At 70.9% G+C, this 20,385-nt stretch carries 15 protein-coding genes and 4 pseudogenes; 10 read left to right on the top strand and 9 right to left on the bottom strand.

Features of this window, described 5'->3' with window-relative positions:
- Positions 1-10 precede the first annotated feature (10 nt).
- Positions 11-541: pseudogene (locus tag ACFU5F_RS24070) on the top strand (GAF domain-containing protein); the annotation flags it as partial.
- On the opposite strand, the pseudogene ACFU5F_RS24065 reads toward ACFU5F_RS24070, so the two are convergent.
- Positions 508-708 (bottom strand): annotated as a pseudogene (locus ACFU5F_RS24065) (DUF6325 family protein); the annotation flags it as partial. The pseudogenes ACFU5F_RS24070 and ACFU5F_RS24065 overlap by 34 nt on opposite strands.
- A 219-nt stretch (positions 709-927) precedes the next feature.
- On the opposite strand from ACFU5F_RS24065, the gene ACFU5F_RS24060 reads away from it, so the two are divergent.
- Complete coding sequence (locus tag ACFU5F_RS24060; protein ID WP_383890778.1) at positions 928-2,247, top strand: hypothetical protein; 1,320 nt, start codon at positions 928-930, stop codon at positions 2,245-2,247.
- Between the two features lie 139 nt (positions 2,248-2,386).
- Here ACFU5F_RS24060 and ACFU5F_RS24055 read toward each other — a convergent pair.
- Positions 2,387-2,773, bottom strand: a pseudogene (locus tag ACFU5F_RS24055) (pyridoxamine 5'-phosphate oxidase family protein); the annotation flags it as partial.
- A gap of 368 nt (positions 2,774-3,141) precedes the next feature.
- Between ACFU5F_RS24055 and ACFU5F_RS24050 the strand changes: the two are divergent.
- Together ACFU5F_RS24050 and ACFU5F_RS24045 are read left to right on the top strand one after the other, a co-directional pair.
- A complete protein-coding gene (locus tag ACFU5F_RS24050) occupies positions 3,142-3,453 on the top strand; it encodes a hypothetical protein (protein ID WP_383890776.1) in 312 nt (103 codons plus the stop codon).
- 320 nt (positions 3,454-3,773) lie between these two features.
- Positions 3,774-4,511, top strand: coding sequence for a flavodoxin family protein (locus ACFU5F_RS24045; protein WP_383890773.1), 738 nt, complete (start codon positions 3,774-3,776; stop codon positions 4,509-4,511).
- A 63-nt stretch (positions 4,512-4,574) separates the two neighbouring features.
- On the opposite strand, the pseudogene ACFU5F_RS24040 reads toward ACFU5F_RS24045, so the two are convergent.
- The 4 genes and pseudogenes from ACFU5F_RS24040 to ACFU5F_RS24025 form a co-directional block, all read right to left on the bottom strand.
- Positions 4,575-4,781 (bottom strand): annotated as a pseudogene (locus ACFU5F_RS24040) (hypothetical protein); the annotation flags it as partial.
- Positions 4,782-5,412: 631 nt separating this feature from the next.
- Positions 5,413-6,564 (bottom strand): hypothetical protein, encoded by a 1,152-nt coding sequence (locus ACFU5F_RS24035; protein ID WP_383890771.1) that lies wholly within the window; start codon positions 6,562-6,564, stop codon positions 5,413-5,415.
- Positions 6,561-8,000, bottom strand: coding sequence for a hypothetical protein (locus ACFU5F_RS24030; RefSeq protein WP_383890768.1), 1,440 nt, complete (start codon positions 7,998-8,000; stop codon positions 6,561-6,563). The genes ACFU5F_RS24035 and ACFU5F_RS24030 overlap by 4 nt, the downstream gene beginning before the upstream one ends.
- A 58-nt stretch (positions 8,001-8,058) precedes the next feature.
- Positions 8,059-8,541: a Tn3 family transposase gene (locus ACFU5F_RS24025; protein WP_383890855.1), complete on the bottom strand. Its 483-nt coding sequence runs from the start codon at positions 8,539-8,541 to the stop codon at positions 8,059-8,061.
- A gap of 190 nt (positions 8,542-8,731) precedes the next feature.
- Between ACFU5F_RS24025 and ACFU5F_RS24020 the strand changes: the two genes are divergently transcribed.
- Entirely contained in the window at positions 8,732-9,304 is a 573-nt protein-coding gene (locus ACFU5F_RS24020) for a DM13 domain-containing protein (RefSeq protein ID WP_383890766.1), read from the top strand.
- A gap of 166 nt (positions 9,305-9,470) precedes the next feature.
- Positions 9,471-10,337, top strand: a complete 867-nt coding sequence (locus tag ACFU5F_RS24015) for a universal stress protein (protein WP_383890764.1) — start codon at positions 9,471-9,473, stop codon at positions 10,335-10,337.
- 118 nt (positions 10,338-10,455) lie between these two features.
- Here the strand turns inward: ACFU5F_RS24015 and ACFU5F_RS24010 are convergent, their stop codons facing one another.
- Complete coding sequence (locus tag ACFU5F_RS24010; protein ID WP_383890761.1) at positions 10,456-12,051, bottom strand: TIGR03086 family metal-binding protein; 1,596 nt, start codon at positions 12,049-12,051, stop codon at positions 10,456-10,458.
- A gap of 199 nt (positions 12,052-12,250) precedes the next feature.
- Here ACFU5F_RS24010 and tap point away from each other — a divergent pair, with 199 nt between their 5' ends.
- Together tap and tpg are read left to right on the top strand one after the other, a co-directional pair.
- Positions 12,251-14,506 (top strand): telomere-associated protein Tap, encoded by a 2,256-nt coding sequence (tap, locus tag ACFU5F_RS24005; RefSeq protein WP_383890758.1) that lies wholly within the window; start codon positions 12,251-12,253, stop codon positions 14,504-14,506.
- A gap of 12 nt (positions 14,507-14,518) precedes the next feature.
- Positions 14,519-15,076, top strand: a complete 558-nt coding sequence (tpg, locus tag ACFU5F_RS24000) for a telomere-protecting terminal protein Tpg (protein ID WP_383890756.1) — start codon at positions 14,519-14,521, stop codon at positions 15,074-15,076.
- A 158-nt stretch (positions 15,077-15,234) separates the two neighbouring features.
- Here the strand turns inward: tpg and ACFU5F_RS23995 are convergent, their stop codons facing one another.
- Complete coding sequence (locus tag ACFU5F_RS23995; RefSeq protein WP_383890753.1) at positions 15,235-16,461, bottom strand: NAD(P)/FAD-dependent oxidoreductase; 1,227 nt, start codon at positions 16,459-16,461, stop codon at positions 15,235-15,237.
- A gap of 157 nt (positions 16,462-16,618) precedes the next feature.
- Entirely contained in the window at positions 16,619-17,563 is a 945-nt protein-coding gene (sigJ, locus tag ACFU5F_RS23990; RefSeq protein WP_383890751.1) for an RNA polymerase sigma factor SigJ, read from the bottom strand.
- A gap of 428 nt (positions 17,564-17,991) precedes the next feature.
- Here sigJ and ACFU5F_RS23985 point away from each other — a divergent pair, with 428 nt between their 5' ends.
- Together ACFU5F_RS23985 and ACFU5F_RS23980 are read left to right on the top strand one after the other, a co-directional pair.
- The gene (locus ACFU5F_RS23985) at positions 17,992-19,104 is read left to right on the top strand and encodes a DUF5937 family protein (protein WP_383890750.1); all 1,113 of its coding nucleotides are present in this window, start codon (positions 17,992-17,994) and stop codon (positions 19,102-19,104) included.
- A 53-nt stretch (positions 19,105-19,157) separates the two neighbouring features.
- Positions 19,158-20,366, top strand: coding sequence for an MFS transporter (locus ACFU5F_RS23980; protein WP_383890747.1), 1,209 nt, complete (start codon positions 19,158-19,160; stop codon positions 20,364-20,366).
- The last annotated feature ends 19 nt before the right edge of the window (positions 20,367-20,385 follow it).

The raw sequence follows: 20,385 nt of genomic DNA, 5'->3' as shown, positions 1-20,385 counted from the left end.
TACCGTCCCCCTGACGGGCCGTTACCGTGGCGCACGGCAACGGTGGAACGGGCGGCTGCCGCAGGTGCGGCTGGACGAGTTGCTGGGGGAGTTGCAGGCCCGGCTGGACGCCGCGCGGGGGACGCGTGACCGGGTGCACAGTCTGCTGGAGGCGGTGCTCTCGGTCGGTCGGGAGCTGGAGCAGGAGCAGGAGTTGCGGAGCATCATGGAGGCCGCCGCGGTGCTGGTGGACGCGGAGTACGCGGCCCTGGGGGTGATCGGACCGGACGGGAAGCGGTTGTCGGCGTTCCACACGGTCGGCGTGAGCGAGGAGCGGATCGCGCGGATCGGCCCGTACCCGGAGGGCCACGGGATCCTGGGGGAGCTGATCCGGCATCCGGAGCCGCTGCGGTTGGCGCGGCTGTCGGAGCATCCGGCGTCGTACGGCTTTCCGCCGAACCATCCGCCGATGAGTTCGTTCCTGGGGGTGCCGATCCGGGTGCGTGAGCAGGTGTTCGGCAACCTCTACTCCACGTCGTCCTGGCCCGGAAGCCCGGACGACGCACCCTCGAAGACGGACAGGTCGAGTTCGCCGTCCCCGGTGAAGTCGGCGATCTCCATGCCGGTCACGGAGCCGTCGTCGTTCTTCCTGACGAACACGAGGTCCAGGATCCTGATGAGGCCGCGGTCCACGAGATCGACCAGGAGGGGAAGACCCTCCCCCGTCATGCGGCTGCCGGGGAACTCGACGACCAGGTAGTCGATCGGGCCCCTTCTTCTTCGCGTGCGTCGCTCATGGTGTCATCCCTGGTGCCGACGGCTGCCCCCTGAGACGTCCCCCACGGACCCATGGCCTCACCGGGCCATGACACCCGCACACCGGCCGCCGTTCACCCGCTTGGTGCCCCCGGGTCGCGCACTGCCCGCCGCGCGAATCTGCTGGTCACCATGAGTGACACTGGTGGTGAGGAGCTCTCCGCCCGGGAGCGCGGCGAACTGGATCAGCTCCGGCACCGGGTGAGCGCCCTGGAGGGCACTCGGTCCGGGCGGCATCACCCGTTCCGGTCGGTCGGCGCGTTCCTGCTGATCCTGCTGGCCGCGATCCTCTCCCTGCTGTCCGTCGTCGCGGTGTGGGCGAACAGCATTGTGCAGGACACCGACCGCTACGTCGCCACCGTCGGCCCGCTGGCCGAGGATCCCGATGTGCAGCGGGCCGTCACCAACCGGGTCACCGACGCCGTGCTGGAACGCGTCGACGTGGACGCGCTGGTGGCTCAGCTGACGGACGCTGCCTCGCAGCAAGGAGTGCCGCCGAAGGCCGCCGACCTGCTGAAGAACCTGGACGGCCCGATCGAGAGCGGCCTGAGGCAGCTGGTCAGCAGCACGGTCGAGCGGGTGGTCGGCAGCAGCGCCTTCGAGAAGGTCTGGGTGGAGGCCAACCGCAGGGCGCACGCGGCGGTGGACGAGGCCCTGACCGGTGAGTCCGATGGTGCCGTCGTGCTGAAGGACAACCAGGTCGTCGTCGACGTCGGCCCCATCGTCCAGCGCGTCAAGGAGCAGCTCGTCGACGCCGGGTTCTCGCCCGCCGCGAAGATCCCGGACGTGAAGACGGACTTCGTGGTGTTCGCCTCGAAGGACATCGGCGAGATCAAGACCTACGTCCGCGTACTGGAGATCCTCGGCGGCTGGCTGCCCGTCATCGCACTCCTCGTCGCGATCGCCGGCGTGTACGTGGCGTTCAACCGCCGGCACGCCGTGATCGGCGCGGGCCTCGCGGTCTTCCTCGCCATGCTGTTCCTCGGCATCTCCCTCACCGTCTTCCGTGACATCTACCTCGACCGACTGCCCCCGGGAACCTCGCAGGCGGCGGCGGGATCCGTGTACGACGCCGTGGTCAAGTTCCTGCGGGCCGGGGCGCGGGCCCTCGGCGCGACGGCCCTCTTCGTGGCCGCCGCGGCCTTCCTCGCCGGACCGTCCCGGCCCGCCGTGCTCACGCGCACCGGCTGCCGCAGGAGCATCGGCGCGCTGCGCGACGTGGCCACCTCGGCCGGGTTCCGTACGGGGCCGGTCGGCCGGTTCGTCCACCGGTTCAAGCACTGGATCGGCATCGCCATCCTGCTGATCGCGGCCGTGGTCCTGTTCACCTGGACCTATCCGACCACGGCGGTCGTGGTGTGGACCGCGGTGATCACACTGGCGGGCTTCGCGATCCGTGAGTTCCTCGACGATCCCTCCGCACCCCCGAGCCGCCCCCCTACGCGAGCTTGACGGTGAACCAGGTGGTCTTGCCGTCGTCCGCGGGGCGCACCACCCAGCTGTCGGACAGCGCGCGGACCAGATGCGGCATCCCGGGCGCGAGGGGCGGCCGTCGTCAGCCACCCGTGTCCGCGCCCACGTCGAGGCCGGCGTCGACGGCCGTCAGGCGGATGCCGGTGACGACCACACTCCAGCCGAGGTGGGTGTCGGGGTCGATGACGTCGGCCTCGTACGCCACCACGACGCCCTGGTCGTCCGCCTCCTGGGTGCGAGCGGTCAGCGCCGTGCCCTCGTGGGTGCGGATGACGATCTCGCCCCCGTCCAGTACATGGTTGACGGGGCGGACGGTCGGGAGCGCGTGCCGGGTGAAGACGATCCGCCCGAAGGACACACTGCCGAGCAGCCGCAGGGCCTCGTCGCTGTCGAGGTCGACCGACCGCCGGGGCTTGGCGGCTCCTTGGGGGTGGTTGCGATCGGCATCGTGGTCTTCCGCGCGGGTCAGGGGGTGCTGTCGGGGTGCGGCATGAACGGTCTCCATGGAACGGCGATCGGCTGGGCCGCGGTAGGGCCGATCGGCCCCGGTCCGCCGGGAGGGCGACGACCCTCCTGGGGGCCGCGGAAGCGGAGGACACGCAGCCGTCCTCGCACGGGCGTGCGTGTCCGGCCCCCACCTCCGGCCGCTCCTCCATGGGCCGGTCGGCCCCACCCGGGGACCTTCGACCCCTGCCTCCGTCGCCACGCCACTGCCCCCGTGCCGCGACCGGGGCGGGCCGACAGCGAGGCCGCGGCGGCCGATCACGGCCGGCCTTGCTCCCGCCCGCACCACCCGCCGTTCCCGGCCACCGGGGCCGCCGCCCGGGCGGTCACCCGTCTGCCGCCGCACCGCACGGCTGAGCCCCTGGGGCCATGGTGGGCACCCTCGACCCCGTCCGGCGCGGCCTCACCGGGCTGGAGACGGGGGAGGAGACGCTATGGCTGGACCCCGTGCCGGTCCCGGAGCTGTCCGCGTACGGGTTCGTACGGGTTCTCCATCCGTGCGGACGCGTCCGCCGCCGGGGCCCCTGGGGCGTGCGCCTGCGGCTCCGGACCGGGCCGCTGCGCAACAACGTGCGCGAGTCCGACCGGGCCCCGATCATCGCCGCGCGCGCCTACCGCACGTTCTCCGTCCGGCCGGGGGAGTCCCGCAGGCTCGCCCTCCCCGGCTGGGGAAGGTGTTGAGCCCCTTCAGCCCGGGATCGGGGATGCGCCCGGGCCTGCCGCCCCAGCGCGGAGAGGCCGGGCGGCCCATGCCCGCGAAACCCCCTCATCCAGTACACGCACGGAAACGGCCACCCCGCCTGTCGGCGGGTGGGACCACGCACATCCCGGTTGACCCACGAGGGGACCGACGCGCCGGCACGGGACGCCGGCCGGTGCGTCGCAGCCGGACAGCGCGCGCACTCCGCGAGAAGCTGCTCCCAGGGCGCGCGGAGCGCCACCCGCCACCCCTTGCCCGCTGCCCGCCACCCCTCGCCCGCTCTCCTCCCCAGGGACCCGCCATGGCCGTACCGCCCGCCACACCCACCGAGAACCGCTACCGCTTCGACGACCTGCGCGCGCTGTTCATCAACTGCACGCTCAAACCAGCACCCCAGGTCAGCCACACCGAGGGACTCGTGGCCAGAAGCAGGGCGATCATGGAAATGCAGGGGGTGGCCACGGAACTCGTCCGAGCGGTCGACGAGGACATCGCGCCGGGCGTGTACCCGGACATGACCGAGCACGGGTTCGCCACCGACGCCTGGCCCGCGCTGTACGAGCGGGTGATGGCCGCGGACATCCTGGTGCTCGCCGGGCCCATCTGGCTGGGTGACAACAGTTCCGTCACCAAGAAGGTCATCGAGCGCCTGTACAGCTGCTCCAGCCTGCTCAACCCCCAGGGCCAGTACGCCTATTACGGGCGGGTCGGCGGTTGCCTGATCACCGGCAACGAGGACGGGGTCAAGCACTGCGCCATGAACGTCCTCTACAGCCTGCAGCACCTCGGGTACGCGATCCCGCCGCAGGCCGACGCGGGCTGGATCGGAGCGGCGGGGCCCGGCCCCTCGTATCTCGATCCGGGGTCGGGCGGTCCGGAGAACGACTTCACCAACCGCAACACTGCCTTCATGACCTGGAACCTCATGCACCTGGCGGCCCTGCTCAAGCGCACCGGAGGCTTCCCTGCCTACGGCAACCAGCGTGCGGAGTGGGACGCCGGCTGCCGACCGGGTGCGGACAACCCCGAGCACCGCTGAGCCGGGCGCCCATGGCCCGGTCGTCGTAGGCGGCCGGGCGACCGAACGGGTCGACGCCGACCCTCACCAGCCCGTCAGCAGCAGGTGGTTGAGGAGCAGACCCAGTGCCGCCTGGGCGGCCAGCCAGACGCGGGGGCGGTCGAGGAGGGCGCCGGACGCGAGCAGCCACCGTGCGAACGGCACCCGGATCCGTTCCGTCTCCGCCTTGTTCATCCCGGACAGGTCGGCGACGCACAGCATGAGCAGGGCCGCGGACAGCAGCAGTCCCATCGGGCGCGGTGCAAGGTAGAGCCACGTCCGCTACCGGTTCCTGTGACGTGCGGTGGGGTCGCGCTCCGCCACGTGCCGGGCGACCGAGTCGACGCCGGGGCGGGCGTACTGTTCCAGTGAGCGGACGGAGGCGTGGCGGGAGCGGGCCGGCAGCATGGGGGGGAGGTGCCGTCCTCCGCATTGTGCGTCAGGGCGCTGCGGCGTAGCCGGTGAAGCGTCCAGCCGTCCAGGTCCTCGATGTCGTCGGGCGAGGCGAGGGGATGTGCCGGCAGCCGGGTGTTTTCCTCGAAGATCTCCTCAGCGCGGCGGCAGGAGAGCCGGGCCCGGCCGGTCTGCGGGCACACGTCGAACGTGGGTGTTCCGGCCGGGGCCTTGTGCGTAGATCCGCGCGGAGGACTTTCGCGATGCCCGCGCCGGTGAGGTACCGCTCGACCGCCGCGGTGTACGACGACGGCGGGGCGGCGGACAGAGGTACGACCCGAGTGCGCGGCAACCGAAGTGCGTGCGCGGTACATGCGTACACCTCGCCCCGGCGGCCGGACTGGTCCGCCGCAGGTCACGGTGATCTCGGTAGGGCTCTGCCGCAGTGAATCCGGTATTTACTGCGACGGGCCAGTTGATTATGCCGCGCTCAGCCGGTCCGGGTTCGTCCTTGCTTGCGGTATCCATCCATAATGTCCTGGCGGAGCAGGAAATTGAAGCCGACAGACGCCAGGCGTATCCCCAGCTGATAGCACTCGATGCCTAGTTCGTGTGCGGTGTTCGCCAGGTGCCAGTCGTTGGCGGCAAGCCTGCTGAGAAGGTGACCGCGACGGACCTGGGTCTCCGACAGACGAAACGTCTTGAGGTAGGCGATCCTGCCCCTGTGGTCGGTGATGGCCTCACCGATGTGGTTCTCCTGCTGAGGACGGAACGTCGGCAGGAAGCGGGAGAGCGTGAAGCCCCGCATCCGGTAGACCGACTGCCAGGTATACGCGTGATCCAGCAGGCCGGCCGCCATGGTTGTGTCGTGAAAACATGTCCAATCATGTTCCTGCTCGGCAACTGCCGTGCGCAGGTGGGCCAGGGAGCGGATCTGCGAGTCGGAGATGCGGGCCCGGAAATCCTGTACCGGTGGCATCAGCATGGCGTAGGTGTAGATCAGTTCGCCGTACAGGTCCTGCAGGAGTGTTGGGTGGAGGGCGCGGTAGTCGTCGGGATGCGGGACCACGAAGGCGGACGCGAGTGCGTCGCCGACGTAGAGCATCACACCGCATTGATCGGGGTGGATCTCGAAGATGCGTAGTGCGTCGGCGAGTCCGCTTACTTCGGCACCCGCATAGGCTTCCTCGACGCGCGGGGAGAGCCCTTGGCTGATCGCACGCTGTGACCACTCCTCCCATGCGATGGAGGGGCCGCCGAAGTGCAGTGCCAGGTAGCCTTCCAGGGCCAGGTGCATGGGGAGGAACCGCAGCCGGTCCCTGGCCTGGCGGCGGGCCATCCTGCGGTGGATGTGCAGGCCCATGGTGGCGGCGGGCGCCGCGTTGCCGTCAGCGGAAAGCTGGGTGCCGTAGGCGGCTGCCGGCGTGCCGTCGTCAGTCCATGTAGCGACGAATCCATGGGGGATGTAGGAGGTATAGACAGCGCGTGGGCCGACCTCGACCAGACCGGCCGCACCGCCGTAGAGCTGAGGGCGCAGGCGGAGGTCGACGACAGGTTCGTCACGTACGAGCGGCACCAGACGGACGGCACCCCAGACCTGTGAGGGGCGGGCGGTCAGGCCGGTCAGGTCCAGTGTGGTCATCGCGCCTGCTCCTGCTGGTGTCGGCTCAGCATGTGAGCGGCACGGGTGTTCATGTACGTGACCAGTTCGGCCAGACCGGTCCGGCCTTCCGCGAACTGGGCGAGTTCCACCAGGGCGGGAAGGTCCTCGGCGTCACGGATACCCGCGGTGGGCACCGTCGGGGACAGCCGACGTACGTCGAAATCGGCCGCGTCGTAGACGGGGTTGAGATGGACGATGCTGGTGCGACGCTCGGGGTCGAGCCGAGTGCGCCAGATGCGCAGCACCTCGGCGGCCAGGCCAGGAGGTGCGTTGTCCCATCCGTCGGAAACGATCACCAGTCTGGACGGTGTGGTGTCCAGCGCGTCGAGGATCCGCCGGCCCAACGGCGTCGGCCCGTACGGGCGGGTCAGCAGTGCGTCGGTCCGCCCGGACGTCCACAGCACGGTGTAGGTGCCGGCAAGGGTCGCGAGCAGATAGTGGCAGGCCAGGGCCACGGCCAGCGGTCGACGACGCTTGTGAACCGAACCGAAGGCGGAAAAACTGTCGTCCAGGACGGCGGTGACCTTGCCCCAGCTCCCTCGGTGGGAGCCGGCCACCCGGTCGGCGGCCGATTCCAGGGCGTGGGTCAGCTCGGCACGTCGGCGCAGGCGGTCCTCGACCGGCAGCGAAAGCACATAGGTTGCCAACCGGGTCAGCGGCATCCGGGACAGGTCTGCCTGTACTCCTGCGATCCCGGTCTTGCGCGCGGACTCCTGCAACCGCAAGGTCTCCAGGCGGGTCATCCGCGGGGCTATGCGCTCCAGGAAAACCTTCCGGGGGATCTTGTGCTTGGCGGCGAAGCCCTCGGCAGTCGTATAGGGCAGCTCGTACAGGGCGGCCTGCTCGTAGTGCGCGCGGCGCCACGCCTCCAGGAGAGGTGTCGCGTAGTGCTTGCGGGTCAGCGGCGCAAATACGAACGCCCCCAGCTCTTCGGTGGCAGGGGCCAGGTGTGCGTGGCGAAGGGCTCGCTTGAGGCCGCTGCGGTACTTCACGGCATCGAACGCCAGGTCCGGGCGGGCGGACAGCCAATCACGCATGATCGCGCGAGTGCGACGGTTGTTCACCCCGGCCCGGCGTAAAGCATTGAACAGCCCGTACACGCGCTGTGGCGGCAGCGTCGCCAGACGGCACGCGATCAGTCGGCCCTCGCTGCGACGCTGGTCGGCAGTGGCCTCACCGGTGGTCTCCAGCAACTGTCTGATGATGAGGACTGCGTTGTGGTCGTTGATGTCGAGCGCAAGCACTCCGGCATACAGGTCACGGTAGTTGCCCAGCATGTATGCATGGAGGAAGTCCAAGGACAGCCGCTGCTCGCCCGCGTCGCTGTGGAATTCACGTTGGCCGGTGGAGGTGGTCGCCGCGTTGACGAAGAGCAGTACGTCGTCGGCTGCGACGAGGTCCCCGTACGAATCCATCCCGTTCTTTCCTCAAGAGTGCGGATGCCGGCCGGGGAATGGGGGCACGAGCTGCGAATCATTGCTGAAATGGCATTCTCCGGAAGTCGCACCGAAGTCCCGCGGCCGGCCCCAGGACCGTAACAGAGCAGGCCTCAGGCCCTCTACTGTTTTCCTTCACCTCGCCTCCACGCGGGGATCTCCGGAGGCCGACGATGTGCGAGGACTGGGTACCACAACCGCAGTTGCACCCCGAGATCGAGCCGCTTGTCCATCTCAAGCCGGAAAGTTCCGTAGGGATTGATGTGAACAGTGCATTCAGCCCGCGCCGGCCCTCTGCGCCGAGTTTCCTGGCCCATTCCGGTTCGACGAAAACGTGCTGGAGCAGCAGGGTGTTGACGTGCACGAGCGCGGACTGGAGCACGTGCAGGGCGAGCATGGAGGTCTCGGCGTGCTTCTTGTCCGGGCCGGTCAGGGCGCCGTCCTTGCCGTAGTGGAGCACGGTGTTCGCCGAATTCCAGTTCTCGACGACCTGGAGGCCGCCGTGGAGCTCCCGGCGCAGGCCGGGACTGGCCAGGTAGTCGGACGCAACGTGGTGCGGACCCTGGCCTTGAACGCTTTCTCGGACGACTGGGGCGGGTCCCGGACGTGACGTAAGGATTTCGTCATCGGGGGAGTCGGGGCAGGAGGACCGTGCTCCCCGTTGAATGGATGACGGCAGCTACACGGAGCAGGAAGAAGGACGGATCACCATGAGGCACACGCCGAGGAAACGACTGTTCACCGGTCTCACGGTGGTGATGGTCCTGGGCGTGACCGCCGGACTGTACTGGTTCCAGCCGTGGAAACTCTGGCAGGACGAGACGGTGACGGAATCCCTGCCCGGTACGGTCGCGGCAGCCTCCCCGTCCTTGGAAGCACAGCAGGAACCGGCCACGGGAACGTCGCCCTCCCCGTCGGCGGCGAGCGGACCCGTGACGGTGGCGAGCGGCGGGCTCATCAGCCACGAGCACACGACGAAGGGGACGGCGAAGCTCGTACGGCTCGCCGACGGCACCCACGTGGTCCGCCTGGAGCACCTCGACACCAGCAACGGGCCCGACCTGCGGGTATGGCTGACCGACGCCCCCGTCAAGGAGGGCCGGGCGGGCTGGCACGTCTTCGACGACGGCGCGTACGTCAGCCTCGGCAAGCTCAAGGGCAACAAGGGAAGCCAGAACTACCCGCTGCCCGATGACGTCGACCCGTCCGAGTACACCAGCGTCACCATCTGGTGCGACCGCTTCGACGTCTCCTTCGGCGCCGCCGAACTCATGGCCACCTGATCAGGAGCGGCTCCACATGCGAGGCCGCTGGGATTGGGGTAGTTGTCGAAGGGGGGAACACAGCATCCGCTCGGCATGTCGGCGAGGTCCGGGCCGGACGGGCGGACGGACTCGGTGCCGTCGGCCACCGGCGTGTCCGGCCTCGTCCGAGAAGGAGGCCGCCGCCATGGAACCAGTCGTCACCGTGGGCCTGGACGGCTCACCGGAGAGTCTCGCCGCCGCCCGCTGGGCCGCGGAGGAGGCCGAGAAGCGCCGGCTCACCCTGCGCCTGATGCACGCATGGCCGCTGCTGGCACCCGAGCCGGCCGGAGCCCCTTCCGAGGTCGACCAGAACTACTGGGCCAAGCGCCTGGTCCACACCGCGCAGGCGGAGCTGAGCGCACGCCACCCCGGGCTGTCCGTCGTCGGCAGCCTGGTCGCCGACGACGCGCGGGAGGCGCTGCTGCGGGCCGCCTCCGAGTCCGAGATGCTGGTGCTGGGCTCGCGAGGGCTGGGGTCGGCCGAGAGCTATCTCATGGGTGATGTCAGCCTGCCGGTCGTGGCTCGGGCCGTACGGCCCGTGATCCTGGTCCGCTCGGAGCCGGCCGGCAGTCAGCCCGCCCCCACCGCCGACAAGGTCGTCGTGGCGATGGAGACGCACGGATCCGGGGACGAGTTGCTCGACTTCGCCTTCCACAGCGCCGCGGCCCGCGACATCCCCCTCCTCGCCGTCAAGGGGCACAGCGTTCCGCTCCACGCGCGCATGCCCTGGGGCGTCGACCACGGCGTCACCGAGGAACTGACTCGAGAGGCGCGCGAGGAGCTGAGCAGGGCGCTGAAGCCCTGGCGCGAGAAGTATCCGCAGGTGGAGGCGGAGGACAGCATTCGCCTCACGAGCCCCGCCAAGGCCGTCGTGCACGCCGCCGAGGGCGCCGCGCTGCTGGTCGTCGGCCGCCGCACGCACCAGCACGGGGCGACGCACCATCTGGACCACGTGGCGCACGCGGCCATCCACCACGCACGCTGCCCCGTCGCGGTGGTCGCCCACGAGTGAGCTGCGGGACGCCGGTGCACGGCCGTCCTGACCGACCGGCGACAGCCACCCCCGTTCCTGAAGGGCACCACCGAGTTCGTCATCGCCGGCACCCTGCCGGAGATGGCCGGGCCGGACCTTATACCGGGCCACCGACGCCCCGGACGCCGCGGCCGAGGAACGCGGCCACCTGGTCGAGGGCCGGGGCGCGCTCGGGTGCGGGCCGGGCCGGGGCGATCGATCCACCCGCGGTGCGCGGGAGGGAGCCGTAGACGTCCCGGACGACCGGCAGGGCGGCGCGTGCGATGTCCGGCTCCAGGTCGCGGTCACGGCCGAGCGCGGTCGCGAGGTCCCAGCCGTGGACGAGCAGTTCGATGAGGAGTTGCTCGACCACGCGTCGGCCGGGGGCGGGGCCGAAGGAGCGCTCCAGCAGGCCCGGTTGCCGGAAGGCGTCGCGGGCCCCGGCCGCGGCGGTTTCGAAGGCGATCATGTGGTCGTCACCGAGGTGGTCCTCGGTATGGCCGTCGGTGGGGGGCGCGCCCTGAGCCAGCCCGCCCCAGATGAGGTGCTCCCACACCAGATGGTCGAGCAGTTCCCGTACGGTCCACTCCGCGCAGGGAGTCGGCAGGCCGAAGTGGTCGGGCGTCGTGGCGTGCACGAGCGTGCGGACGGTGTCCTGGACGCGTGTGAAGGCGTCCAGGACACCGCCCGGCCAGGGGTCGGTGTCGTCCGCGTACAGGGCTTCGAGACGGGCCTCGTACGCGCCCGGCACGGGGTTCGCGCGCAGGGCGGTGGTCAGCCACTGTCCGGCCTCGGCGATCCCCGCGGGCGCGGGGCGGCCCCCGAGAACGCACAGCAGGTGCCAGAAGCGCTCGACCGTGGGCTCGGTGGCCGCGGTGAGCTGGTCGAGCAGTCGTGTGCGCGCGGCGGCACCGTCCGAGGTCAGGGCCGGGTCCGTGTTCGCGCGGCTGGGCAGCCAGGCGGCGACGATGTCCGCGACGACCCGGTCGGCGGCCGGGGAGTCGGCCGCCGTACCGGCCTGTTTCGCCGTGCCGACGCGGGAGGTCCACATGTCGGTCAGGGCGCGCATCTCCTCGGCCATGGCGGGGTCCTGCGCCCCCTGCCCATGACGGGCGGCGTACTCCGCGATGCGGCGCACGGCGCGGCCCAGCTCCCCGTCGGCGACCAGCTCGCCCAACTCCAGCCAGGCTTCGGCCTGCTCGTCGCTGGGACGGTCGGGAAGCTCGGCGCCGGCCGCGAGCAGTCCCTGGCGGAAGTGTGGTACGTCCAGGTCACCGAGGGTCTCGGTGAGGAAATCGTGGACGAGCCTGTGGCGTTCGTCGGGGGACATGTGGGCGGTCCGGGTCATGCGGGCGAGTCCTTCGGCGGTCGTGCGGCGGGTGACGGTGCGCAGGACGGCCTGGCGGGCTCGCAGGCGGCGGATCTGTGTCTCCAGAGCCTCGGCGTGGGCGGCCGCCACCTCGGCGAGTCCGTCCTCGCGGTCCAGGGCCGCTCTGATCTCACCGAGCCCCAGTCCCAGGTCTCGCAGGGTGCGGGCCAGGTGCAGCCGGGCCACGCCCGCGGTGTCGTAGCGGCGGTAGCCCCCGTCGGTCCGGCCGGCCGGCACCACGACGCCCAGGTCCGACCAGTGCCTCACCACCTTCACCGGCAGCCCGACCTGCCGGGCCACGGCACCGATGCTCCACGTGGGCCGAGACCCGTCGTCCGTACGCATGCGCTCCACCCTCGACTCTCCCTCCATAGGAGAGTCAAGCAGCACATGCCTCTGCCCCGGCAGGGGAGCAGCAGGGGAGGAGGCGCCGCGGTGCCGAGCCGCCGCCCAGCCGCGCGAGCGACGCGCGAACGCCTTCCGTACGCGCCTCGTACGTGAAACGTGCGCTTCAGGCTAGGGTTGCGGGACAGGAGGTGTCCGCATGTCCGAGCTGTTCGACGCGGTCGACGCGCTCATCGCATCCCGGTCCCCGCTGCCGCCCCCGGCGGAACGCAGGCGACTGCGCCAGGCGCACGGCCTGACGCTGGACGAGGTGGCCGCCGCACTGCAGGTGCGGCGCGCGACGGTCAGCGGCTGGGAGGCGGGCAAGACCGAGCCCCGCCCCCCGGAGCGCGACGCCTACGCCCGCATGCTCAAGCAGCTCGCCCAGCTCTACCCCGTCGACCCCACCGCCGCGTCGCCCGCGACGGACATGACGGTCCCCGAGCCTGCCGTTCCCGCGCTCCCGCAGACCCCTGCCGTCGCAGCCGCTCCCGCGCCGACGGCGGCTGACACGGCCGAAGCCCGCCCCCGACCCGCGCGCCCGGCCCCGACGCCCGCCTCCGAGAGCTCCGCCCCGCCCAGCGCCGCCCCCGCCGAGCCGCGTCCGGCAGCCACGACCGGGCCAGCGCCGTCCCGCCCGGGCACCAGGTCCGCTGACCCTGCCCGCATGCCGGCCGACGGCATCGACGTCCGGTTCGAGAACGGCCCGCTGGCGGTCGTCGACGTCGAGGACGGGAAGGTACTGGCGTACTGCACCGGCGGCCTGGTCCTGGACGTGCCCGCCAGGAGCCTGCCCGCACTGGTGGACTGGACGCTCAGGGAGGCGAAACTGGGGCAGCCGAAGCTGTCGGGTCCCGGCAAGGACGCCGACCCGTTGCTGGTGCTCACCGAGTCGGCGCTGGAGCGCTACGGCCTGCCGGTCGCCCTCGACGAGCAGGAGCGGCTGGCCGGGCGGATCCCGGAGGCGCACAAGGTCGTCAAACAGCTGATGCGCGCGGAATGGAAGCTCACCAAACGCGGGTTGGGTCCCTGGGCGAGGATCTACCGTCCGGCCACCGGCGCGGAGCGGGCCTGCGTGCAGCTGTGCATCCCGGCATGGAACGCGCTGGACACCCGGCACTGGGGCGAGGCCGCGCGGCTGGCACCGGCGGAACTCGCGCGCGTGCTGGGCGTGTACGCGACCCGGGTGATCACCCCGCGCGGATCGACCGCCGTGACCGGCCTGGAGCTGATGACCGCACTGCACCCGCCGACCCGGGCCTCCGAGCCCGACGCCACGGGCAGGCGGCACTCCCGGCACAACCCCGGCTCGCTGGGGAAGGACCCGGTGGACTGCGCGCCGTGCGAGGCCCCCGACGGACACCCGCTGCTCAAGGACCTGCCGCGCTTCCACGTCCGCGGCCCCGCCGAGAAGCTGTTCGAGGAGGCGTACGACTGGGCGCGGCCGATGACCGATGCCGAGTGCACCCTGCGGCACCTGGTCGGCATCGACGTGAACATGGCCTTCGCGGCGGGCGCCAACGGCCTGGTCGTCGGCCTCGGAGAGCCGACGCACGTCCACGCGCCGGTGTTCGACGCCAAACTGCCCGGCTCGTGGCTGGTCGACCTCAGCCATGTGGACCTGTCCCGGGTCAGGGTCGGCAAGGACAAGTGGGCCGACCTGGACGCGAGTCTGCTGCCCAGCCCGTTCACCCCCAAGGGCGAGCGCCCCGACGGCCCAGCCTGGTACGCCACGCCGACCGTGGCGTACGCCGTGGAACTCGGCTACGAGGTCACGCCGGTCGAGGCGTACCTCCGCTACGACCACGGCCGCTACCTGGACGCCTGGTACCAGCGGCTGCGCGACGCCTACCTCGCCACGATGGCCGACCTCGGCGTCGGCGCCGACCTGCCGCCGGCCGACTTCCTCGCCGCGATGAACGGCTACGCGAGCCGTGACCCGGAGCTGGCGATCGTCGTCTCGGCGGTGAAGGCGACCGTGAAGGGCGGGCTGGGTAAGCTGCGCGAACGCCCGCGTGGCGAGGGCTGGCGACCCGGCGAGCCGTGGCGCGCGCTGTCCCGGCCGACCTGGCGGCCCGACATCCGCGCGGCGGTCATCTCCCGCACCCGGATCAACCTCCACCGCAAGATCGTCAAGCACGCGGCCTTCACCGGTCAGTACCCGGTCGCGATCCTCTCCGACTGTGTCGTCTACGCGGCGGGCGGCGCGAGTCCGCTGGATTTCCTGCCCTACCGTCAGGGCCGGCCGCTGCCCGGCGGCTTCAAGCTCGGCATCAACCCCGGTCTGGTCAAACACGAGGGCACCCAGAGCGTCCTGTGGGGCGAAGAGGTCCGCGAGCGGTTCGACGCCCCGGAGCTCAACCTCGCCCGGTACATCAAGGACGGCACCGTCACCGACGTCGACAACGGAGAGTAGGAAAAGGCGACGATGACCCTGTTCGGGGACGGCCTGGACGCCGCGGTGCAGAAGGCGTTCACCCGCCCGGCGCCCAAGAGCGCGGGCCCGCAGATGCGCTACCTGGTCAAGCGGCTGGGCAGCACCAAGCAGGTCGCCCAGCTGCTGCGGATCTCCCAGCGCACCGTCGAGCGCTATGTGAAGGACCAGATCAGGAAGCCACGACCGGACCTCGCCGCGCGCCTGGAGCGCGAGGTGAAGAAGCGCTGGCAGCCACAGATCCGGGCCAGGGCCCGCCAGAAGGCGGCGACCACCGGCGGCATCGTCATCGACACCCGCGCCCGCCTCGGCTACACCGCCCCGATCGGGTCCACGGACCAGGACCGCATCCGGCACCTGACCGTCGCACTGCCACCGCAGTACGCCGCGCGCCTCTTCGACGCCCAGGACCAGGGCGCCACCGAGCAGCATCTCCGGGAGATCGCCGCCGAGGCGCTCAGGGAGGTGTACTTCCAGGACGGCGGCCGCCGCGCCGGAAGCCTGGAGGAGGTCCGCTTCACCGACATCGAACATCTCGACTTCGACCTGTAGAACCTCTTCGACCTGTAGAACCTCTTCGACCTGGAAACCCTCGCCCGCGGGCCCGGACCCTCGTGTCGAGGGTCCGGTTCCCGTCGTGCGGCGGTGCGGACGCTCAGGCGCTGTACGGACGGGACCACGTCGTCCGGGCCCGGGCCGTGCCGTCGGGGTCAGGCCGAGGCCTCGACCGCCGAGTCCACCTGTGCCACCGGGGCGTACGCCCCCGCCTGGTCCGTCGGCTGCACCGCTCGGCGTCGGCGGACCGGGATGCCCATGGTGGGGTGGGCGACGGTCCAGGCGGCGCCCTTGCAGATGATCTCCTTGTAGAGGGCGGCGAGACGGCCGGTGAGGGCTTGGGGGAGGGTCTGGTCGTCGGCGGTGACGAACTGGATCAGGCCCTCCTTGCGGCCGAGTGAAATGCACTGCTGGAAGTAGCGGATCGAGTTCTTGGGGAGTTCGGTGCCGGTGAGACGGGCCGTGATGGTGTCGGCGGCCAGCCATGCGCTGGGCACGCCGGAGGCGCACGACATCCGCAGGGGCTTGTCGCCGGGGCCCGTCACGAGGGCGGCGTCGCCGATGGCGTAGACCTCGGGGTGCGAGAGTGAGCGCAGGTTCGCGTCGACCACGATCTGGCCCGTGGGGGAGACCTCCAGGGTGCTGGCCGTGGCGATGGGGTGGACGGCGAAGCCGGTGGCCCACACGGTGACCGCGGCCGGCAGGGACGTGCTGTCCGTCTGGACGTGGTCGGCCTGGACGGTGGTGACGGTGGCGTGTTCGTGCACGGTGATGCCGAGTCCGGTGAAGACCTTCCGCAGGTGGTCTCGGCCCTTGTCGGAGAGCCAGTCGCCGAGGCCGCCGCGGGCCACGAGGGTGATGTCCAGGTCGGGGCGGGTCTCGGCGATCTCGGTGGCGGCCTCCAGCCCGGTGAGTCCGCCGCCGACGATCACCACGGGCTGTCCCGCGTCCAGGCGGGCCAGCCGCTCGCGCAGCCGGAGTGCTCCGGGGCGGCTGGAGATCTCGTGGGCGTGCTCGGCGCTGCCGGGGACGCCCTGGGGGTTCCAGGCGCTGCCGAGGGCGTAGAGGAGGGTGTCGTAGTGCAGTTCCTGTTGCCCGGCGCCGTGGGTGTCGGTCAGGGTGACGGTCCTGCGGTCGGCGTCGATGCCGGTGACCTGGGCGAGCTTCACCTCGACGCCGGTGCCCGCGAACATCTTGTCGAGGGGGCGGGGTGCGAGGTCCTGGCCGGCGGCGAGCTGGTGCATGCGGACGCGTTCGACGAAGTCGGGCTCGGCGTTGACGAGGGTGATGGCGACGTCCGCGCGGTGCAGCCGCTTGGCGAGGCGCCCGGCGGCGGAAGCTCCGGTGTAGCCGGCTCCGAGGACGATGATGCGGTGCTGCATTTTCTGCTCCTGTCTGCGCGACTCTGGCGCTTGCTCTGCTCGGTTACGTCCCTTGAACCGGGCAGGGCGCGGTTTCCTGACAGGATCAGAATGTGAACCAGGTCACACTCCCCGTCGGAGAGTGTGACCCCGTGCGCGGAAGGGTGCCGCAAGCGGCTCAGAAGGCGTGGAACAGGGGTTCTCCGTGCTCGGTGGCCGCCCATACCTCGGTCGCGCGTTCCAGCTTGTCGGGGTTGACCTGGCTGCGGAACGCCACGATGCCGTCCGTGCCGATCTCCAGGCAGATGATCCCCACGACCCGGCCGTCGACGACCGCCAGGACAGCGGGGCCGCCGTTGGCCGACGAGATGTGGATCTCGGGTGAACCGCCGACCAGGGCCCGCTTGACCGGGGCCGGCTTGAACAGGCCCCGCATGAACTTCGCGACCGCGAGGGCGCCCTCGAACGCCCTGGAGCGGGCCGGGACCTTCCCGCCGCCGTCACCGACCGCGATGGCGTCCGCCGTGAGCAGCTTGACCAGCGGCTCGGTCCTCCCGCTGGTGGCCGCGGCGAGGAACTCCTCGACGATCAGCCGGGCCGCCGCCTCGTCGATCTCCGTACGGGTCTTGCCCGCCGCCACGTGCTTCTTCGCGCGGTGGAAGATCTGCTGGCTGGCGGCCTCGCTGATGTCGAGGATCTCGGCGATCTCCCGGTGCGGGTAGTCGAAGGCCTCCTTCAGCACGTACACCGCCCGCTCGTTGGGGCTGAGGCGTTCCAGCAGGGTGAGCACCGCGTACGAGACGGATTCGCGCTGCTCTACGGTGTCGGCCGGGCCCAGCATCGGGTCGCCGGCGAGCAGCGGCTCGGGCAGCCACTGGCCGACGTAGGTCTCGCGGCGTGCGCGGGCCGAGGTGAGCTGGTTGAGGCACAGGTTGGTGAGCACCTTCGTCAGCCATGCCTCGGGGACCTCGATGCGGTCCGGGTCGGCTGCCTGCCAGCGCAGGAACGTCTCCTGCACGGCGTCCTCGGCCTCGCCCGCCGACCCCAGGAGGCGGTACCCGATCGCCTCCAGACGGGGTCTCGTCGCCTCGAACCGGTCCACGTCGTGCGTCGTCAGCGCCATGGTGCGGATCTTAGTACCGGGCCGGTTCGCGGGTCGTCGACTTGTCGCGGGGGTTTGTCACGGGAGTTCGTCGCGGGGGTGAGAGCAGGCGCGGTGGTCCGGGGAAGGGCGCGTACCCCGGTGCTGCTGCGCGTCAACCGACCGTGCCACCATCGGCGTTGACCTCCCCGACCTCGCGGTCGGTGGTCGTAGGGACGCATGGTTCCGGCAATGCTGGGGGAGAGATCACTGACGGTGGCTCACGGCCGGGATGCGATCGGGCGGCTGAGGAGGACCGAGACCGCCGCAGCTGACCAGGGCGAGCCATGTGTTCGCCATCGGCAACGACGCGCGTGGACGGGTACACCGGGGCGGCAGGTGGAGGACGCCGCGGCAACGGACCAGTCACGTCCCGGCACGGGCGGTCGGGCAGCGGTCATGATGGCGCCGTGACCATCACTTTCCGGATCCCGGCGTCCGGCGCGGAAGTCGTGGCGTTCTCGTACTCACCGTCGATGGAGGCGGTGCTGAGCCTGCACGTGCTGGTGGAACCCAAGCATCATCCCGTCCACCATGCCTGGGTACGGGCCATGCGGAGGCTGTCGCCGGCGCTGAAACGCGAGATCGACGTGTTCTCCTTCGCCTTCCGTTCCTACTTTCCGGAGTTCTTCTTCCCGTCGCCCACGGGTGAGCTGCTCGGGTTCGAGGACGAAGTGCGCCGACTGCGCTCGCTCGACCCGGAGCTGGTGCGGCTGGAGTTCGCGGTCGCGCTGGGCGGTCAGCCGTTGGGCAGCGGGTCCGGTCGAGACCCCGCCGCCCTCGACGACCCCGACGTCCGCCGTCGGCTGGACGAGCGAGCGGGAGCCGCAGGCGATCAGAGGCTGGCCACGCTGCTGCTCGATGAGCCTGACGCGATGCTGGAGCGGTTTCTGAGGCTGCTGGAGCGCTACTGGGAGGAGGCGTTCTCCCAGGAGTGGCGGCGCGTCGAGCCGACGCTCGCCGACAGCGTCGCCGAGGCCGGTTGCCAGATCGCCGAGCATGGTCTGTACGCCCTCTTGCGTGGCCTGTGGCCGGAGGTGCGCAGCGAACCCGAGGCCGGACGCGTCCGGCTGGAGCGGCCGCATGAGCACGACGTCGAGATCACGCCGGAGAACCAGCTCGTCCTCGCCCCCAGCACGTACGTATGGCCGCACGTGCGCGTCAACTGTGACGGCCCCTGGCCGCTCGGGCTGGTGTTTCCCGCGTCCTCCATCGTCCGACAGGCCCGCCCGCGCATCCCCCCGGCGCGGCTGACGGCCATCCTCAGGGCGCTGGCAGACGACACCCGCCTGCGTACCCTGCGGCTGATCAGCGAACAGCCGCGCAGCACGCAGGAGCTCGCCCCCCTCGTCGGCATCACCGAGGCAGGTCTGTCCAAGCAGTTGCGCGTACTGAGCGAGGCAGGTCTGGTCGAGCGCCGCCGCGAGGGCTACTACGTGCTGTACCGGCTGGTCCAGGGGCAGGTGGCGGCTCTCGCCCCCAGCCTGGAGGCGTTCCTGCACGCGAACGACCTCACTGATTAGCGTCATTCTCAATCAGTTGATCAAGCGCGTCGCTCGTTCCGACAGTGGGGGGCATGACACTCCTGAAGGACCGGAACTTCCTGCTTCTCTTCGCCGGTCAGGGCATTTCGCGCTTCGGCGACGGCATGTTCACCGCTACCACCGCCTGGCTGGCCTGGTCGCTCACCCATGATCCGGCGGCGGTGGCGCTGGTCACCGTGGCCGCGTACGCGCCGGCGTTTCTGGCGACGTTCGTCGCCGCTTCCTACGCCGACCGCTACGACCGGCGACGCCTGATGATCCTCACGGACATCCTCCGGGCGGCGCTGGTGGCCGTCGCCGTGGGAGTGTTCGCGTTCGGATCGATGAACCTGACCGTGCTGGTGGCGGCGACGGCGCTGCTGGCCCTGGTCGGGGCCCCGTTCGCTCCCGCCCGCAACGCCATCGTGCCGCAGATCGTGCCGCCAGCCCTTCTGCAGCAGGCCAACGGACTGCTCCAAGTAGCCTTTCGTGCCGCCTTCTTCGTCGGTCCGCTGGTCCTCGCGCCGGTGCTGGCCGTTGCGTCCCTGACGGCCGCCGTGGCACTCAACGGACTGACCTTTCTGCTCTCGGCAGCCGCCGTTGCGGCCCTCCGGGTCCGCGCTCCCGACCACCGCAGCATGCCGACCGGGCTTCGCTCCGACCTGGCGGCCGGTCTCCGAGCGGTCCGGTCCGAGCCGGACGTACTGCTGGTGATCGTGACCTTCGTCCTCGCTCTCACCCTCACCAGCGGCTTCCTGACCGTCGGCCTGGTGGCCCTGGTGGGGCAGGGCGGCGAGTACGGTCTGCTGCTGGGCATCGCCGGGCTGGCGGAGGTTGCCGGAGCCCTCCTTCTGTCCAGGGTTCCGATCCGCAGGCTCGCCCTGGTCGCCCTGCTCGCCTGGGCCCTGCTGGGTGTCTTCCGCCTTCCGCTGGGCCTGGCCACCTCGTCTGTCGTGGCAGCCGCTCTGCTCGCGCTGACAGGGCTCGCCTCCGCGCTGACCGACATTCCGCTGATCGCCCTGGTCCAACAGCGCATCCCGGACAGCCACCTCGCCAAGGCTCTCGGTCTGTGGGAGGCCGGCATCGCGGGCGCCCTCGCCGTCTCCCCGTTCATCGCGTCGACGACCATCTCGCTGGTCGGAGTGAGGACGGCCTTCGTGCTGTCGGGCGCCGCCCTGGTGGCACTGGCCCTGGCGGCCTCCACGATCCTCGCCGCGACGACCGCCAGACTCGCCCGACCGGCCGGTGAGCTGGGTACGTAGCCTCGTCGGCGGACGCCGA

The sequence above is a fragment of the Streptomyces sp. NPDC057438 genome (genome assembly GCF_042802995.1).
Taxonomy (GTDB): Bacteria; Actinomycetota; Actinomycetes; order Streptomycetales; family Streptomycetaceae; genus Streptomyces.
Note: the sequence above shows the minus strand (reverse complement) of the source record. Positions and strands in the feature narration are given on the sequence as shown.

What these genes read in the sequence shown, in the direction of transcription:
- tap (WP_383890758.1), top strand. Translation starts at nt 12,251, where the DNA reads ATGTCCGAGCTGTTCGACGCGGTCGACGCGCTCATCGCATCCCGGTCC.
- ACFU5F_RS24050 (WP_383890776.1), top strand. Translation starts at nt 3,142, where the DNA reads ATGGTGGGCACCCTCGACCCCGTCCGGCGCGGCCTCACCGGGCTGGAG.
- ACFU5F_RS24035 (WP_383890771.1), bottom strand. Translation starts at nt 6,564, where the DNA reads ATGACCACACTGGACCTGACCGGCCTGACCGCCCGCCCCTCACAGGTC.
- tpg (WP_383890756.1), top strand. Translation starts at nt 14,519, where the DNA reads ATGACCCTGTTCGGGGACGGCCTGGACGCCGCGGTGCAGAAGGCGTTC.
- ACFU5F_RS23980 (WP_383890747.1), top strand. Translation starts at nt 19,158, where the DNA reads ATGACACTCCTGAAGGACCGGAACTTCCTGCTTCTCTTCGCCGGTCAG.
- ACFU5F_RS24020 (WP_383890766.1), top strand. Translation starts at nt 8,732, where the DNA reads ATGAGGCACACGCCGAGGAAACGACTGTTCACCGGTCTCACGGTGGTG.
- ACFU5F_RS23995 (WP_383890753.1), bottom strand. Translation starts at nt 16,461, where the DNA reads ATGCAGCACCGCATCATCGTCCTCGGAGCCGGCTACACCGGAGCTTCC.
- ACFU5F_RS24045 (WP_383890773.1), top strand. Translation starts at nt 3,774, where the DNA reads ATGGCCGTACCGCCCGCCACACCCACCGAGAACCGCTACCGCTTCGAC.
- sigJ (WP_383890751.1), bottom strand. Translation starts at nt 17,563, where the DNA reads ATGGCGCTGACGACGCACGACGTGGACCGGTTCGAGGCGACGAGACCC.
- ACFU5F_RS24015 (WP_383890764.1), top strand. Translation starts at nt 9,471, where the DNA reads ATGGAACCAGTCGTCACCGTGGGCCTGGACGGCTCACCGGAGAGTCTC.
- ACFU5F_RS24030 (WP_383890768.1), bottom strand. Translation starts at nt 8,000, where the DNA reads ATGGATTCGTACGGGGACCTCGTCGCAGCCGACGACGTACTGCTCTTC.
- ACFU5F_RS24060 (WP_383890778.1), top strand. Translation starts at nt 928, where the DNA reads ATGAGTGACACTGGTGGTGAGGAGCTCTCCGCCCGGGAGCGCGGCGAA.
- ACFU5F_RS24010 (WP_383890761.1), bottom strand. Translation starts at nt 12,051, where the DNA reads ATGCGTACGGACGACGGGTCTCGGCCCACGTGGAGCATCGGTGCCGTG.